Origin of the sequence: Chryseobacterium edaphi (assembly GCF_025628985.1) — a bacterium.
GTDB classification, from domain to species: domain Bacteria; phylum Bacteroidota; class Bacteroidia; order Flavobacteriales; family Weeksellaceae; genus Chryseobacterium; species Chryseobacterium edaphi.
Genome location: NZ_JAOTEM010000001.1, coordinates 1 through 15891, shown reverse-complemented (window position 1 = coordinate 15891; position 15891 = coordinate 1). Strand labels below are relative to the sequence as shown.

Sequence of the window (15891 nt, the reverse complement as noted above, 5' to 3'; positions counted from 1 at the left end):
ATAAATCTAAAAAATTAGTTATGAAAAAGACAATCTTAAAAGCTACTTTATGCTTTTCTTTAATGGCAGCATTTTCATCAACTGCAATCTCATGTAGTAGTTCTGATGATGAAACAACAGAGAGCGTATCTACAGTAGATCCAAACAATTTTCAAGGTAAAATTGCTGCAGGAACTACAGTAACTTTAGATCCTACAAAAGTATATAACCTTAAAGGAAAACTTAATGTAGAAAACGGTGCTACATTGATCATCCCTGCAGGAACAAGAATAGTAGCTTCAGAAGGTGCTACTTACTTAATCGTAGAGAGAGGAGGTAAAATCTTTATGAATGGTACAGCAACAAGCCCTGTAGTATTCGAAGGTTCTACTCACAAACAAGGACATTGGGGAGGTATTGTAATCTTAGGAAACGCTCCTTCAAACAGAAGTGCTTCAGGAACTTCAACTTCAGAATTAGGAGAACTTATCTATGGTGGAACAAACAAAACAGATAACTCTGGTTCTATCAAATATGTAGTAATTAAAGATAGCGGATTCAAATATAACCCTGAAAAAGAATTCAACGGTTTATCATTATTCGGTGTTGGTAGCGAAACGATCGTATCTTATGTATCGATTGTAGATGGTGCTGATGATGGTGTAGAATTCTTCGGTGGAAACGTAAATGCAGATCACTTATTGGTATTAGGAGTTGGTGACGACAGTGTTGACTGGACTGAAGGTTGGCAAGGTACTGCAAACTATATCTATGCAGCTAGAAAAAAACAATATCAAACTGCTGCTGAGCCAGGAAACAGAGGTGTTGAAGCTGATACTCAGGATACAGATGCAAACACTACAAACGGAAACGGTGCATCTAACCCAACAATCACTAATGCAACATTCTTAGGAAATGCAGGAGGTTCAGAATCTCAAGGTTTGAAAGTAAGAGCTGGATCTAACGGAAAATTTGATAACATCGTTTTAGCAAATTATTCTACAGGATTAGATTTTGAAACAGACAGAACTTTAGCTTGGTTCCAAGGTGCTTCTTACATAAAAAATGTGAAATTTGTAAACATTGCAACTAAATCTAAAGCTAAAAACACTGCAGGAACTGCTGTTGATATCTCTGGAGTATTTACTGAAAACACTGCTGCTTTAGGAGCAGGAAGCGGTACTGCTTTACCAGATTGGGCAAAAGGTTGGTCAGGTGTAAGTTCTTATGACACTACTGACGCAATGAACTAAAATTTAAGTAATTAGTTTCTTCATATTAAATTGAATCCCTCAGGAAATTTTCCTGAGGGATTTTTCATATGGGGTCACTTTTATCAGGAATGATGTTAAAAAGTAAAACTTTGCGGTTATCAACCCAAATGAAACGGTTCTTAACCCAAACAATACTGTGATTGACTGTAAAATTTTGGGTTCCGGAACCCAAAGGTTTAGGTTCTGAACCATAAAAATTTGGTTAAAGACCGAAACGTTTAGATAAATAACCGTAATGATTTGGGTAAAACTCCAAAACAGAAGCCTTCAGACCGAAATGACAATCTCAATGATGTAAACAAATCATCAACCAACCTTGTCAATCAAAAAATAAGATGAGTTTTTATAAAAAAAGGATGAAACTTTACGTTTCATCCTTCAAGAATTTATATTAATTAAGCTTAAGAATATTCAAATTTTCTCACTGCTTCCAAAGTCATATCAATCTCTTTTTCTTTGATGGCATCACTGATAAAATAAGTTTCGTAACCACTTGGTGGAAGATAGATTCCACTTTTCAATAACTGATGGAAGAAATTGTTGAATAAAGAATGATTTGCCTGTTGAGCCTCATCAAAATTTGAAACTCTGTTGATATGGAAAAACACTGACATCATTGAACCTTTTCTGTTGATCTTATGAGCGATTCCTTTTTCATTTAAAATTTTTCCGATTTCAAAATCTAATGTCTCTGTGGTTTTATTTAAATTATTAAAGAAATTTTCAGCGTTTTTAATAAGCTGCAAAGTTTTTAAACCTGCTCTCATTGCCAAAGGATTTCCGCTTAACGTTCCGGCTTGGTAAACTGCACCTTTTGGAGCAAGATGATCCATAATTTCGTTTCGTCCGGCGAAAGCACCGACTGGCAAACCTCCACCGATTACTTTTCCGTAGGTTACCAAATCTGCTTTTACATTGTACAATTCCTGAGCTCCGCCAAAAGCCAATCTGAAACCTGTCATTACTTCATCAAAAATCAATAAAGCTCCATTTTCGTCACAGATTTTTCTTAGATTTTGAAGGAAATTATTTTCAGGTAAAACGCAGCCCATATTTCCGGCAACAGGCTCGATAATTACAGCAGCAATTTCACCCTGATTATGTCTGAACAAATCCTGAACCTGCTCAAAATCATTATATCTTGCCAACAAAGTATCTTTTGCCGTTCCTTCGGTTACTCCCGGAGAATTTGGGTTTCCAAACGTTGCAGCACCACTTCCCGCTTTGATCAGAAACGAATCTGAATGACCGTGATAACAGCCTTCGAATTTTACAATTTTATCTCTCCCGGTAAAACCTCTCGCCAATCTTACAGCACTCATACAAGCTTCTGTACCCGAAGAAACCATTCTGATCTGATCAATATTCGGAACATTTTCCGTGATAAATTTTGCGATTTCTGTTTCCAGTTCAGTAGGTGCTCCAAAAGAAAAACCTTTCTCAGCCTGAATTTTCAGTTCTTCTAAAACTTCAGGATGGGTATGTCCCAAAATTGCAGGTCCCCACGAATTGATGTAGTCGATGTAGATATTATCATCCGCATCGGTAAGATATGCACCTTTAGCAGATTTCATAAAAACAGGAACTCCGCCTACAGATTTAAAAGCACGGACAGGAGAATTTACTCCTCCCGGAATATATTTGTAAGCTTCTTCAAATAAAGCTGAACTTCTTTGGTATTTCATTATAGTAAGTTGATCGTTGTCAGTTGTCGGTTGATAGCAAATAATTATCAGTATTAAAACTAACAACCATCGACTAAAAAACCAGCAACCAATTTTAGTTTCTAGGTTTTTTATCAATCAGATAAATCAATTGTCCGACAGAAGGTTTCTGACCTTCATCCATTCTGTTTTTTGCGTACAATTTATTAAGTTTTACTCCGAATTTTTGGGCAATATCGTGCATATCTTCACCAAATTCTGCTTTGTAAGTTGGTGTATTTCCTTCAGAATTTTTTGATTCTAAAAATACAATATCATCTTTTCTCAGAACGTCAGATTGAAGATCATTCCACTTTGTTATTTTGCTGTCGCTGATTTTAAATTTATTAGCAATAAACTGAACGTTTGTATCTTCAGGAATCACAATATATTTTAAACCACCGTTTGGATGACTTTTAATTAAAATAGAATTAAGAACCTCTGCTTTTGATTTTATTCGTTCTACCCTTTTTTGCTGTTGAGCATATGAAGTCGCTTTGTAAGGAACTTTTAAGGTTACCGGTTCGCTTTTTACTTTTTTCGATGGTTCCAGTTGAGCCATGAAAGATCGGTCATCTTTCAGATCAGGATATTTTTTCAGAACTGCGTACAGAACTTCTTTAGAATTTACTTCATCAAATTCATACAATTTATATCTTTCGATTTTACCGATAAGAATTGATGCATATCTTGGATTTGTTGCATAACCCGCTTTTTTCAATCCATGCGCCCAAGCTTTGTAATCTTTCATATCAAGATTGAAAAGATTGGTGTAATATTTTCGGGTTGCTAAGAAAATCGAGTGATCTTCATACGATTGTTTCGGGTCATCATACACACGGAAACATTCATTGGGAGCGTCGTCGGTATGCTTCATGGTTTTCCCCGTCCAGTCTTCTTTACATTTTATACCGAAATGGTTTTTACCTTGCTGAGCCAATATACTTTGTCCACCACCGGTTTCCAAAAGTCCCTGTGCAAGAGTAATTGAAGCCGGAATTTTATATTTTTCCATTTCTTCAACCGCATATTGTGCAAATTTTTGGATGTATTGATCTTCAGTAGCCCATGTTTGAGCTGAGAATTTTGATAAAACTAAAAGGCTTATTAGTAAGAAAAGTCTTTTCATGTTTCTATTTTTTAAGAACTATTAAATGAACACTCATAAAACTATTTATTAATAATTAAATGACCAGTTCATATTTAAATTTATCTGATTAAATCTCTATTTTGTTTTTCCAAAAGCAAATTAGCTCCTTCAATTCCCTGCAATCCACCTGTATGAAAACACAGAATTTTACTTCCATCAGGAAAATAATTTTCATCAATCATCTCAAAAACCTTCTGCATCATTTTTCCCGTATAAATCGGTTCCAGAGGAATATCATATTTGGTTTTAAAATCATTAATAAAACGAACGTTATCATCATTTATTTTACCGTAACCGCCAAAAGCTGCATCGGTTAGATGAAAGTTTCTTTTAGAGGTTAATTCTGAAATCCAGTCTTGCAAAGAATCATCACTAACAACACTAAAACCTATAACTTTCTGATTTTCTTCACAAAAACTTGAAATCCCAGCAATTGTACCTCCCGTTCCAACTGCTGTGCAAAGATAATCAAAATCTTTTGTATCGTTATTCAGCATCATTTTAATGCCTTCAACTGCATTTTCATTAGTTCCGCCTTCGGGAATGATCAGCGCATCAGGAAATTCCTGCTGTAAAAATTCGGTCAGTTTTTCTTTGTGACGGTATTCTTCACGGGTAACGAATTTCAGATTCATTCCGTTTCGTTTAGCGAAAACTAATGTCGGATTATCACTCCACTTATTTTCTAATTCTTCACCTCGTATAATTCCTAAAGTTTGAATTTCTGATAATTTCCCTAATGCAGAAACTGCTGAAATATGATTAGAATAAGCTCCGCCAAATGTAATGATTAAAGGATTTTCGGGTTGACTTTCAAGATAATTATTAATATTAAAAAACAGTTTCCAATATTTGTTCCCAGAAATTTCTGGATGGATGAAATCTTCTCTTTTGATGAAAAGTCTTACGCTTTTATCAATATCAATTTTCTGAATTGGAATTTGTTCTGTTGGAATTTGTAATAGCATTTTTGTTTTAAATGATATTTTTTTTGCGTTATTTAATGTTGCTTCTGAAACCACCCCGTCAAAAATTCTATGAATTTTCGCCACCCCTCCAAAGGAGCGGAATTTTTGAAGCTTTATATTATATTCTAATTTCTATTTAATTAAAGTATTTCCAGAATCCCCAAAATTTTCTTTTTTTAAGATAATTCAGATCGTGCTCATTTGCGTAAGCTTCTCTTTCAAACGAAATAGCGAGATAAGCTTTGTGAGGATTTTTTAATCTGAAAAAATGATAATAATATTCTGCAACATATGCCAGATAAAAGAAAATAATCAGCAGCTCCAACTGCTGTCTCAGATGGATTTTTTCATGGTTGATGAGCACTCTATTCTTCTTATCTTCAGGATTTTTGATGAAAACAAAAGGATAAAGCGTAATGCCATTTATTTTTGTATTTTTGAGGAGCTTTTGGCACACAATTATCATGATAACAAATATAAAAGTTTTGATTTAACTTATGGCGCATTTTGACATCAAAGAGCATGAAGACTTTTACTATAATGAGCAGGGTTACAAAGTTTTTACAGAAAAATTCCATCTCAAACGCGGATATTGCTGCAAAAGCGGTTGCAAACACTGTCCTTACGGATACGATAAAAAGACAGATACATTTATAAAAATCGATAAAAAAAATAAATAAAATGAAGAAATATATTTTTATTTTACTGGCAGCAACTTTAGGTTTATCTTCTTGCAGTCCATTTAAAGTACGCTCAGATTATGCAGAAACTGCAAATTTCACTTCTTATAAAACATATAAAATAAGAATTGACGATCTGAAGCTGAATGACATTGATAAAGACAGAGTTTTGAACGAACTTTCGAAACAACTTCAGTCAAAAGGTCTTCAATCCGGTGAAAATCCTGATTTAATCGTTAATGTAAAAGCCAATCACAAAAAAGTAACTGATATCACAACATCCAATCCTGGCGGAATGTGGGGATGGGGAGGCGGTTTCGGATGGGGAATCGGTATGAACAGAACTTGGTCTAGTAATTATAATGAAGGTGCTATCATCGTAGATTTGATTGATTTTAAAACAAACAAATTGGTTTGGCAAGGTATAGGAAGCGGAATTTCTGTTGACAGACCTCAAGCTAAGCAAAAACAAATTCCTCAGATTATTGCGGAAATTATGGCAAACTATCCTCCGGGAATGAAAAAATAATCTTAAAAGATTTGAATATAAAAAGTCAATACGAAATGTATTGACTTTTTTTGTTTAGAGATATCCACTATAGAAATTTACTCTTTAATCACTTTAAATGTTTGAACTTTTTCACCTTTCAATTGGATGGTCAGAAAATAAACTCCTGATTTCAAATCACTTAAATTGATTTCCGAAGAAGGCTTTACGATTGTTTTTATTACCCTCCCTGAAACATCAGTTACTTTTAAAACTTCAGCATTTTTTACACCTGAAATATTAATAGCATCTTTAAATGGATTCGGATAAATCTTAACGTTATCAATTTTGATTTCATCTGTTCCCAAATTTGATTTAGGCTCCCAAATTGCGTCATCCCAATAATGACCTACAAAAGTTGCTCCTGGATTTCTTATTGCTAATCTTGCATTTGCAGGAACAGTTGTTGGTACATCAAAAGTTCTTTCAGATGTACTGTTATAAGTTCCATTAGAAATTATAATAGGTTGCAAAACAACGAATGTTGATATATTTGCTACATCGGTAATGTAACCAAATTCCAAGAAACCCGGAGCTGACCCAGGATTAACTCTTGCCTTGAATTTGAAATGATGCGTACCTGCATTTATATTTGAAAGAGGAGGCATTATAACGATTGATACCTTATTATAGCCAATCTGATAAACATTTCGGGGACTTGATGCGGGAGCAGTATTTGAGATTATCTGATTTCCACCATCTTGTGTAACATAGCTGTCCCAACACGGTGGAACTACTCCCATATTACAGCAAAACAAAGCATCAAAGTTTTCCGAAAATTCGCTCACCGGAGCACACTGACCATAAGTTGATATACAACCTGCGATTGATAAGCTTACAAAAAGCTTAATAGATAAATTTTTAATCATTCTAAATAAAAATAATAATTACAAAAATATATCTTTTTATCATTATTGTTTTATAAATATTTATGACATTTATCAATTAATAATTATTTAATAATTGATTTTTATTTAATTAAAAATAAAAAATACTCTTATAAATTACTAATATATTGCTTCTAAACAAATCATTGAAATTCAATTTTTTAATCTTAATTAAAATTCATTTAATATTTGTAAAACTTAATGGTCATTTAATTTTATATCCTTAAAATTGTAATAACCTTACATCAAATCTATTATTATGAAAAAACTATTATCTTTCGTGATATTGGCGCAACTCGCCAACGCACAAGCTCCGTCAGGATATTATTCTTCTGCAAACGGACTTTCTGGAGCACCATTGAAAACTGCACTCAGTTCAATTATTACCAACGGACATCAAGACAAAGGTTATAACGGACTTTGGACTGCTTATAAAACCACAGACATTGATAAAAATTACGAGAACGACGGTTCTATTTTAGATATTTATTCTGAAAGACCAACTTCAAGCGATCCTTACAATTTCACTCCTGTGAATGATCAATGTGGAACATATTCTACAGAAGGAAATTGCTACAATCGGGAACATATTGTTCCTCAAAGTTTATTTAATGAAGCATCTCCGATGAGAAATGATATTCATTTCATTAGAGCTACTGACGGAAAAGTAAACGGAATGCGATCAAATTATCCTTTCGGGAAAGTTGGAAGTACAACTTTCACTTCTCAAAACGGATCAAAACTGGGAAGCTCAGCCTCTTCAGGTTTTTCGGGAACGGTTTTTGAGCCGATCGATGAATTTAAAGGTGATGTAGCCAGAATGATTTTCTATTTTGTAACCCGTTATCAAAATCAATTATCTTCTTTCTCATCAGGAAATATGCTTGGAAGTTCAGCTTTTCCGGGATTACAGACTTGGGAACTGAATGTACTTTTGACGTGGCACAATCAAGATCCTGTTTCGCAGGCTGAGATCAATAGAAACAACGCTTCTTACACTTTTCAGGGAAACAGAAATCCTTTTATCGACAATCCAAGCTACGTTAATCAAATTTGGGGATCACAGACTCCGACACAAGATACACAAGCTCCGACTACGGTAACCAATCTTTCAATACCTTCAAAAACAGGCAACAGTATTTCATTAACTTGGAGCGCATCAACAGATAATATTGCCGTAACTTCTTACGATGTTTACATGAACGGAAGTTTGAAATCTAATGTAAATTCAACATCAACTACAATTACAAGTTTAAATCCTTCAACAACATACAGTTTTTATGTAAAAGCTAAAGATGCGGCAGGAAATGCTTCTTCAAACAGCGCAACAATTTCGGGAACTACAAATGCAGGAACGACACCTCCGACGAATTGTGTGAATGAAACATTTGAAACTATTCCAACTTCAAACGCATCATCTTACACCACAAAAACATGGACAAATGGAGGAATTACATGGACTGCAACAGACTCAAGAAGTGATCAAACCATTTCCAACAAAGCAATTACAGTAAGAGATGGTTCGTTAAAATCTAGCAGTTTTGTTAACGGAATTAGTTCTTTAACAGTGACTACACAATTGAAATTCAGCGGAACCAGCGGAACATTTAATGTACTTGTAAATGGAGTGAATGTGGGAACAATTCCTTACAGCACGACTGCAACTACAACAACGATTAATAATATCAATATTTCAGGAAATGTAGTTTTGACATTGGTCAATAATTCATCGAGCAATAGAGTGGCAATTGATAATCTCATCTGGACTTGCTCAGCGGGAAGCGCAAGACATAGCATTACTTCATCAGAAAACAATGAAGTCCAAGAATTACAGGTTTACCCAAATCCTATTTCAAATAATGAGATTTTCGTGAAGGGAGAAACTGAAAACATTCAAAAAGCTGAAGTTTATAATTTGCAAGGGAAAGTGATGCAGACCATCAATCAACCTTTTAAAAACGGAAAATCAATTAAAGTTAATCAATTACCACAAGGAATTTATATTTTGAAACTTAACGAAACAAGTTTGAAATTTTTGGTAAAATAAAAGCTATTTTAATTAAATAAAAAAAGACTTCTCTTTATCGGAGAAGTCTTTTTTTGTTTTAAACTTAAAAATCTTATTTCGTTCCTTCTTTAATAGAACGGGAAAGAATTATATTTTTTCTCAAAAGAAAATCGGGCATCAAATCTGTCGGAAGATAAAAAACACTTTCGCCATTAGTCTGTAATTCTTCTTCGATTCCGGGATTCCATGATAGGATTTCACTTACATTTACTTTTAATTCTTCAGCAATGATTTTTAGATTAAAACCTGCATTGATTTCGGTTTCAGATAAAGAAGAACCTTCTTTCATTCCTGATCTCGAATCAAATACTTTTTTCATTCTGGAAGAATTGTAATTGGTCAGAACACTGTTCAGTTCGCCTGTTGCATAACAAGCATTTAAATATTTCTTCACATGATTGATGGTTTCGGTTGGCAAATATTTAGAAAAAACATGATACTGAGTTGAATTGGCTGACTGCATTGCTTTGGCTATATTTCCCTCTCCACAGTTGTACGCTGCAACGACAGTTACCCAATTATTGTACTTTTTATAGAGATTTCCCAATGAAACTACCGCAACTTTTGTGCTTCTGTACAAATCATTTCGGCGATCTTCGGTCAAACCATATTGATTTGCGTGAGAGGTCATAAACTGCCAAACTCCTACTGCTCCTGCGTTTGAAGTGATATTTCGGTCAAAATGAGATTCAATTAAAGCTAAATTTCTCAAATGTTTCGGAAGACCTTTGCTTGCAAGGGAATTCTCTATAAACTGAACGATTTCTTTATTTGAATTAATAATGGTTTTATATCTTCTCACGCTGCTTTCCGAAGTATCTGTAGCAGAAAGAAACTGCGCCTGAAATATCTGAAAACAGCATAAAAACAAAGTTGACAATATTATTTTTGTGAAAATTTTCATCTGAAAAATCTTGTGCATGATCATTTTAAAACCGAAATACTTAAAAATTAAAGCATTTCGGTCTCGTATTTTATTTCTTATTTATTCAACTTTCCATTCGATTTTATCACCGGTTTGGTTCCAGTCAACCTTGAGAGTTTGTCCGGATTTCACTTCTTCTCGCACAATCATCTTTGAGATCGGTCTGGCTAATTGAGCTCTGATCACCCCGGAAATCTGTCTTGCTCCATATTTGCTGCTGAATCCACCTAAAGCCAAGTTTTTCACAGCTTCATCTGTGATAGAAAGCGACATTCCCAATCGGTGAAGTGATTTGTGAAGTGATTTTAATTGAATATTAAAAATTCTTTCCGCAATAGATTCTGTAATCGGTGCAAAAGGGATAATTTCTGTAATTCTCGCCAAAAACTCCGGTCTGAATCTTCCTGAATTTGACATAATCTGCATCAAAGAAGATGATTCAGGAACCTTACCTTCTTCAAATTGTTTTACAATTTCTTCGCTTCCTATATTTGAGGTAAATAAAATCAAAGCATTGCTAAAATCTCCTTCCTTTCCTAGTTTGTCATGCACTTTTCCTTCGTCCATGATCTGTAAAAACACGTCAAAAACTGAGTGATGTGCTTTTTCAATTTCATCAAATAAAACTACGGTATAAGGTTGCTGACGGATTTTGTTCACCAACATTCCACCTTCTTCATAACCAACATATCCTGGAGGCGCACCATATAAAAGTGCGGCAGAATGTTCTTCTTTAAATTCTGACATATCAAAACGAACCATCGCTTTTTCATCGTTAAAAAGCAATTCTGCCATTGATTTTGCGAGTTCCGTTTTCCCTGTTCCTGTGGGTCCTAAAAGGAAAAATGACCCGATTGGTTGTCCGGGTTTGTTTAATCCGCTTCTGTTTTCAACAATTGCGTCTGAAAGCACTTTTAATGCATGATCCTGACCAACAACTCTATTCAATAAAAGAGATTCCATATTAAGCAATTTCTCTTTTTCCTGTGCCTGAAGTTTCCCGATCGGGATATTGGTTTTTGCAGCCATTACAGCCGCCAATTCAAGTTTTCCAACTTTTTCTCTTTTTACAGAAGCATGTTCTATCAATTCTGTAAATGTATCTTCAATCATTTTCTGAAGATGCTCGATCGGCATTGAGTTATCAATCTGTGGCTGTTCTCTCAAAGATCCCCACAAAATCGGACTGATTTTATCTCTCAGTAAATTGTAATTCCAGATTAATTCGTCGGCTTTATCTTTATCATCCAAAAATTCTTCTTTCAGAATGGTTTCATAGTTTTCTTTCCAATCCTGAAGCTCTTTTTCAGAAAGTTCGTCAAGCATTTTGATGGCAGCCATTGTTCGATCTAGAAGATCAATGGCTGCGTCTGGCAATTTTTTACCTTTTGCATATCTCTTCGCCAAACGCACACATTCCGGAAGTGCAGATTTATCTACTTCAATTGTGTGATGCTTTTTGTAGCCATCCAAAAGAACATCGATCATTTTTACGCAGGTTTGTTCGTCAGGTTCGTTGACGGTAAGAACTTCAAAGCGTCGGTTGAAAGCCTGTTCCGGCTCGATTATTTTTCTGTACTCTTCCTGAGTTGTAGCTCCGATAACGGTAATTTCGCCTCTTGCCAATTCAGGTTTCAGGATATTTCCGATGTTTCCGATACTGCCTTTCGGATCTAAGAGTGCATGAATTTCATCAATAAAAAGAATGGCTTTTTCAATCTTTTTGCACTCATTAATTACTTTTTTCAGACGGTCTTCGATTTCACCTTTATAAGAAGTTCCGGCTAATAAAGCTCCTGTATCTAATTCCAGAAGTGTTGCATTTTTCAGCATTTCGGGAACATTTCCTTTGATAATTTCTGTTGCAAAACCTTCTACCAAAGCGGTTTTTCCAACTCCGGGTTCACCGATGATGATGACATTCGGTTTGGTTCTCCGGCAAAGAATTTCGACCAACATTCTGAGTTCCTTATCCCGACCGATAATATTTTCTAAAGCTCCCTGTCTTGCCTGTGAAGTTCTGTCAATGCAATAACTTTTGATGGAAGGAAAAGAATTATCAGAGTAGTATGAACCATTAGAAAAAAGGGAAGAAATTTCACTATTTTCAGATGAGTTATAAGGCGTATCTTTTCGGTATAAATTAAATATTTCGTGTTCCCTGAGAGGAAGAGATTTGAGTTGCTGTAAAGTAAATGCAACCTGCGGTTTTACGATTGCCGTTAAAATACAGATCGGAGTAATTTCGTCTAAACCCAGTTTCAATCTGATATCATCAGCTTCTTCAAGAATCTGATCTACAAATTCGCCTTCACCGACTTCACTAGGAAGATGTGAGGTTTTGGGATAATCTTCAATTCTCACATCTGCCCATTCGTAGAAATATCCCGGATCTTTGTCGATGTTTTTTAAAAATTCGTTGAGTCCGATATCTTTATGCATCAAAGCCTGCAGAATATGCGGCCCGTCGTATGTTGCGTTGTAATTTTCTCTGGCGATAGATTGCGCTATATGAAAAAGCTGCTTTACGGTTTCATTAGTTACTAATACTCCCATTTATTTTTGATATTAATATTTGTGGTGATGTTGATTTTTGGTGTAACTAAAATAAGTTTTTTTTGTCAATCATTAAAATTAAATGTGGCTTAATTTGTATAACTAAGTTTATAATTACGGGAGATAGTTTTTAAGTATTATTTAAATCTTTAACGCAAAGGTCGCGAAGATTTTTTTAGTGATTCTATGTTTTTTAGTTCGCAAAGGCGTTTCACTCAGCGAAGAACAGAGAGATTTTTAATACTAATATTTTGAAAGATTATAATTTATTTTATGATCAGGGTTTCAGATTCATTATATAATTTCCCATCAATCTTAAATGTAAAAATTGTAGGTTGATTTGAAGATGAAAATGGGGAAAAACCTTTCTTTCTTTTGACCGGCTTATCTTCAATTTCTGTAATGAAATATTGTGACACTCCAATATTTATTTTAATCGTATCTTCTTTATGGATTGTCTTTTTACCATCATAAAACTTTATTGATGCCATTAAAGGCTGAGATGAAGAAATGACAAATTTTCCGCTGTCAATCTCGATTCCTTTTTGTGTGAAGAATATTTTACTGTTAGTAATGTCGGCGTCTGTTTTATTTTGCATCGTAAATAAATAATCAAAGTCATTCAAAACAATCGGCTTCGCTTCCTTTTGTTCTGCACATCCTATGAAACAGTTTGCTAATAATACTGCTGCTAAAACATGTTTATCAATACTGAATACATTCATTAAAATCATTTTAAAAATTTCTGAACCAATACTCATGAAAGTTTAAATATTACTTTATATCAATGAACCCTTCCCTTTCAATAAACGGTATTTTATTTATTTTATAACTGATGATATATGGATCACCGGAAGATTTCATTTTATTTTTCTCAAAATCACTGATGACATATTCTTTACCTTTTAAATTGAATAATATTTTATCGTCAATAAACAATGAGTCTTTCTTACTCAGAGCAATCTGAACATCAACTTTATTTTCACTCTTTGAGTAAATTCTAAATTGACCAGTATCAACAGTCGCATTCTTCCTTTTCAAATACAAAATACTTTGCTTTATTTCTGAATCGGTCGCATTCATAATAACAATTGGAGGAAATTCATCAGACAAAACATAGTCCTGATCTTTTACCGAATCACATTGTAGAAACAGAAGCATACTTATTGTAGCAATACTATTTTTTAAATTTAATATATCCATAAAAATTTGTGTTAAAAACTATAGATCTGAAAGATTTGCTCTTAAACAGCTGATGCCAGCAGAAATATGAAAACTGATATTTGTTATTTTTCTCATCAATAACCAAATCTCCTTCATAGCTGACCCAGTGATAATTGGTTATACATCCTAAATAACTTATGGAATCATCTAACATATCAGAATCAATCATCAAAACAATATGCCATCCTTCGTTATAAAGAGTTTGAATTTCAGTAAGAGTATCTGCATAATTAAATCCTGTAATGATTGACGTTTTGTCTTCCACTTGGGTTGCGCCATAAAGATTTCGAATGGCACTCACCATATAGTCACACCAGTTTATCGCATCCCAATTTTCACCGTTTTTACCTTCGTAGCTTTTATTATCTGTACTTCTGGTTCCTGCTAAAACAATCCAGTCGGTTATATGCATTAAAATATGCGGTACACAGGGTTTTCCATCTGAATATTTTGAGTAATGCGGATAATCAGTATTGCTTTCTATCGGTTGCATTTCGAACAGATCAGGATTTGGATCTAGCTTAAAATTATTAATTGTTCCTGTGCCTGTTCTAAAAAATTCTTTATAATGCTCAAAGAATTCCGCTTTATACTGCTGTGCAAAAAAATACAAAAGTGCAGCTGTTCCACATAGAGAGGTTGACTGTTGATCTATTTTTGACGGGTCATCTCTTCTTGCAGTGAGACCTTTTATATAAGTTGTTTTGTCAAACCATCTGAATCTATTGTGCATAAATACGGGAAGTTTTCCTTCAGAATCAGCATTTTCTATAAATGCCCGAACTTCCATGTCACTACCACAACAATCCGCTGCAGAAAAATTTAAATTGAGTTGAGCACCTCTACAATCTTTATTTTGCAGAATATTTTCAGTTACAACTCCTGTGTTAGGATGAGTGAATTTTAAAACCCAACGGATGCTATTTGGATTTTTTGGTTCGCCATTTGTAAATTCTTTGACTTTAAATCTGTATACTTTACCGTATAAAACTCCTTCCTGATTAGTTCCCGATTCATCATTTTTGGATCCTTCATCTAACTTATCAAGACATTCTATACTTTTGACTCTCGTTTCTTCAACAATTGTCCTGCTTTGATTCACATCATGATTCACCCCACCCCCTTTACCATTCTGCACCTGTCTTCCACCTGCAACATTTCTGGTAAACCTGCTCTCCTCCAGAATTCCGCCATTGGCATTACCTCTGATGTTCTTTGCGAAAATCTGTATCTTACCTTTTTGATCAACTCCCATATCATTCAGTCTTATGCGTTATGACCCTTCTCGCCAGAAAGATTGTGAATCGTCTGTTCGCTGTTCTGAATGTAATCTTTTGCTGCAGCAACTTCAATTCCCTCAGAAGCATTTTTATGAATATCCGTGGCATCGTAAGTGAAGTTTTCCGAAGCCATATTCATGATATTTGTAGCGTTCAGGTTATAATTCAGGCTTGCATTTTGCCATATGTTGGCTCCTGCGGTTTCCGTGATGTTCATGCCGACATTGTTGCTTTTGTTAATTCCAACAGTCGTATTCATGTTTTCGGTGACATTGATATTGAAGTTTTTACATGTAATAGTAATGGTTTCAGGAGCGGTGATATTGATATTGCTCCCTTTTGTGTCCAGATGAATTTCGTTTCCGGATTTATCGGTGATGATAATGCTTTCATCTTCCGTGAAAACTACTCTGTGACCACTTCTCGTCTGAATCGATTTTACACGGTTGCTCATTCCGCCACCAAGTCCGATTCCGCCATGGAACATTCCGCCCATCACAAACGGACGGTCGGGATGATTGTGCACAAAATTCACCATGACCTGATCTCCTACTTCAGGAATCGCCACATAACCACGGTTTTGCGTGATCTGATCGGTTCCTCCTGCATCCGGACTCATCATTCTGATAAAGTGAGTCGTATCGTTGGTT

General features: G+C 34.7%; 15 protein-coding genes. 4 read left to right on the top strand and 11 right to left on the bottom strand.

The features are described 5' to 3' along the window. The first annotated feature begins 20 nt into the window (after nucleotides 1–20). A complete protein-coding gene (locus NZ698_RS00075) occupies nucleotides 21–1232 on the top strand; it encodes a beta-helix domain-containing protein (protein WP_263000657.1) in 1212 nt (403 codons plus the stop codon). A 422-nt stretch (nucleotides 1233–1654) separates the two neighbouring features. Here NZ698_RS00075 and hemL read toward each other — a convergent pair whose 3' ends face one another. The 4 genes from hemL to NZ698_RS00055 form a co-directional block, all read right to left on the bottom strand. Beyond that, nucleotides 1655–2938 (bottom strand): glutamate-1-semialdehyde 2,1-aminomutase, encoded by a 1284-nt coding sequence (hemL, locus tag NZ698_RS00070; protein ID WP_263000655.1) that lies wholly within the window; start codon nucleotides 2936–2938, stop codon nucleotides 1655–1657. A gap of 94 nt (nucleotides 2939–3032) precedes the next feature. Then, nucleotides 3033–4085 (bottom strand): glucosaminidase domain-containing protein, encoded by a 1053-nt coding sequence (locus NZ698_RS00065; RefSeq protein WP_263000653.1) that lies wholly within the window; start codon nucleotides 4083–4085, stop codon nucleotides 3033–3035. A gap of 80 nt (nucleotides 4086–4165) precedes the next feature. Continuing rightward, entirely contained in the window at nucleotides 4166–5074 is a 909-nt protein-coding gene (locus NZ698_RS00060; RefSeq protein ID WP_263000651.1) for a 1-aminocyclopropane-1-carboxylate deaminase/D-cysteine desulfhydrase, read from the bottom strand. A gap of 136 nt (nucleotides 5075–5210) precedes the next feature. Continuing rightward, nucleotides 5211–5540 carry a hypothetical protein gene (locus tag NZ698_RS00055; RefSeq protein WP_263000649.1) on the bottom strand — a complete coding sequence of 110 codons (330 nt, stop codon included), beginning with the start codon at nucleotides 5538–5540 and terminating at the stop codon, nucleotides 5211–5213. A 31-nt stretch (nucleotides 5541–5571) separates the two neighbouring features. On the opposite strand from NZ698_RS00055, the gene NZ698_RS00050 reads away from it, so the two are divergent. Both NZ698_RS00050 and NZ698_RS00045 read left to right on the top strand, forming a co-directional pair. Beyond that, nucleotides 5572–5754, top strand: coding sequence for a C1orf53 family protein (locus tag NZ698_RS00050; RefSeq protein ID WP_263000647.1), 183 nt, complete (start codon nucleotides 5572–5574; stop codon nucleotides 5752–5754). Between the two features lies 1 nt (nucleotide 5755). Beyond that, nucleotides 5756–6283 carry a DUF4136 domain-containing protein gene (locus NZ698_RS00045; RefSeq protein ID WP_263000645.1) on the top strand — a complete coding sequence of 176 codons (528 nt, stop codon included), beginning with the start codon at nucleotides 5756–5758 and terminating at the stop codon, nucleotides 6281–6283. A gap of 77 nt (nucleotides 6284–6360) precedes the next feature. Here NZ698_RS00045 and NZ698_RS00040 read toward each other — a convergent pair whose 3' ends face one another. Further along, nucleotides 6361–7170: a T9SS type A sorting domain-containing protein gene (locus NZ698_RS00040; protein ID WP_263000643.1), complete on the bottom strand. Its 810-nt coding sequence runs from the start codon at nucleotides 7168–7170 to the stop codon at nucleotides 6361–6363. A 277-nt stretch (nucleotides 7171–7447) separates the two neighbouring features. On the opposite strand from NZ698_RS00040, the gene NZ698_RS00035 reads away from it, so the two are divergent. Next, complete coding sequence (locus NZ698_RS00035; protein ID WP_263000641.1) at nucleotides 7448–9235, top strand: endonuclease; 1788 nt, start codon at nucleotides 7448–7450, stop codon at nucleotides 9233–9235. Nucleotides 9236–9308: 73 nt separating this feature from the next. Here NZ698_RS00035 and NZ698_RS00030 read toward each other — a convergent pair whose 3' ends face one another. From NZ698_RS00030 to NZ698_RS00005, 6 genes are all read right to left on the bottom strand, one after another. Further along, entirely contained in the window at nucleotides 9309–10160 is an 852-nt protein-coding gene (locus tag NZ698_RS00030) for a lytic transglycosylase domain-containing protein (RefSeq protein WP_263000639.1), read from the bottom strand. A gap of 81 nt (nucleotides 10161–10241) precedes the next feature. After that, nucleotides 10242–12737, bottom strand: a complete 2496-nt coding sequence (locus NZ698_RS00025) for an ATP-dependent Clp protease ATP-binding subunit (protein ID WP_263000637.1) — start codon at nucleotides 12735–12737, stop codon at nucleotides 10242–10244. Between the two features lie 266 nt (nucleotides 12738–13003). Further along, the gene (locus tag NZ698_RS00020; RefSeq protein WP_263000635.1) at nucleotides 13004–13462 is read right to left on the bottom strand and encodes a hypothetical protein; all 459 of its coding nucleotides are present in this window, start codon (nucleotides 13460–13462) and stop codon (nucleotides 13004–13006) included. A gap of 49 nt (nucleotides 13463–13511) precedes the next feature. Further along, complete coding sequence (locus NZ698_RS00015) at nucleotides 13512–13940, bottom strand: hypothetical protein (protein WP_263000633.1); 429 nt, start codon at nucleotides 13938–13940, stop codon at nucleotides 13512–13514. Continuing rightward, the gene (locus NZ698_RS00010; RefSeq protein WP_263000631.1) at nucleotides 13915–15216 is read right to left on the bottom strand and encodes a hypothetical protein; all 1302 of its coding nucleotides are present in this window, start codon (nucleotides 15214–15216) and stop codon (nucleotides 13915–13917) included. Before NZ698_RS00010 ends, NZ698_RS00015 begins: the two co-directional genes overlap by 26 nt. Before the next feature lie 11 nt (nucleotides 15217–15227). After that, on the bottom strand, nucleotides 15228–15891 hold a 664-nt coding region (locus NZ698_RS00005), incomplete at its 5' end, for a phage baseplate assembly protein V (RefSeq protein ID WP_263000629.1).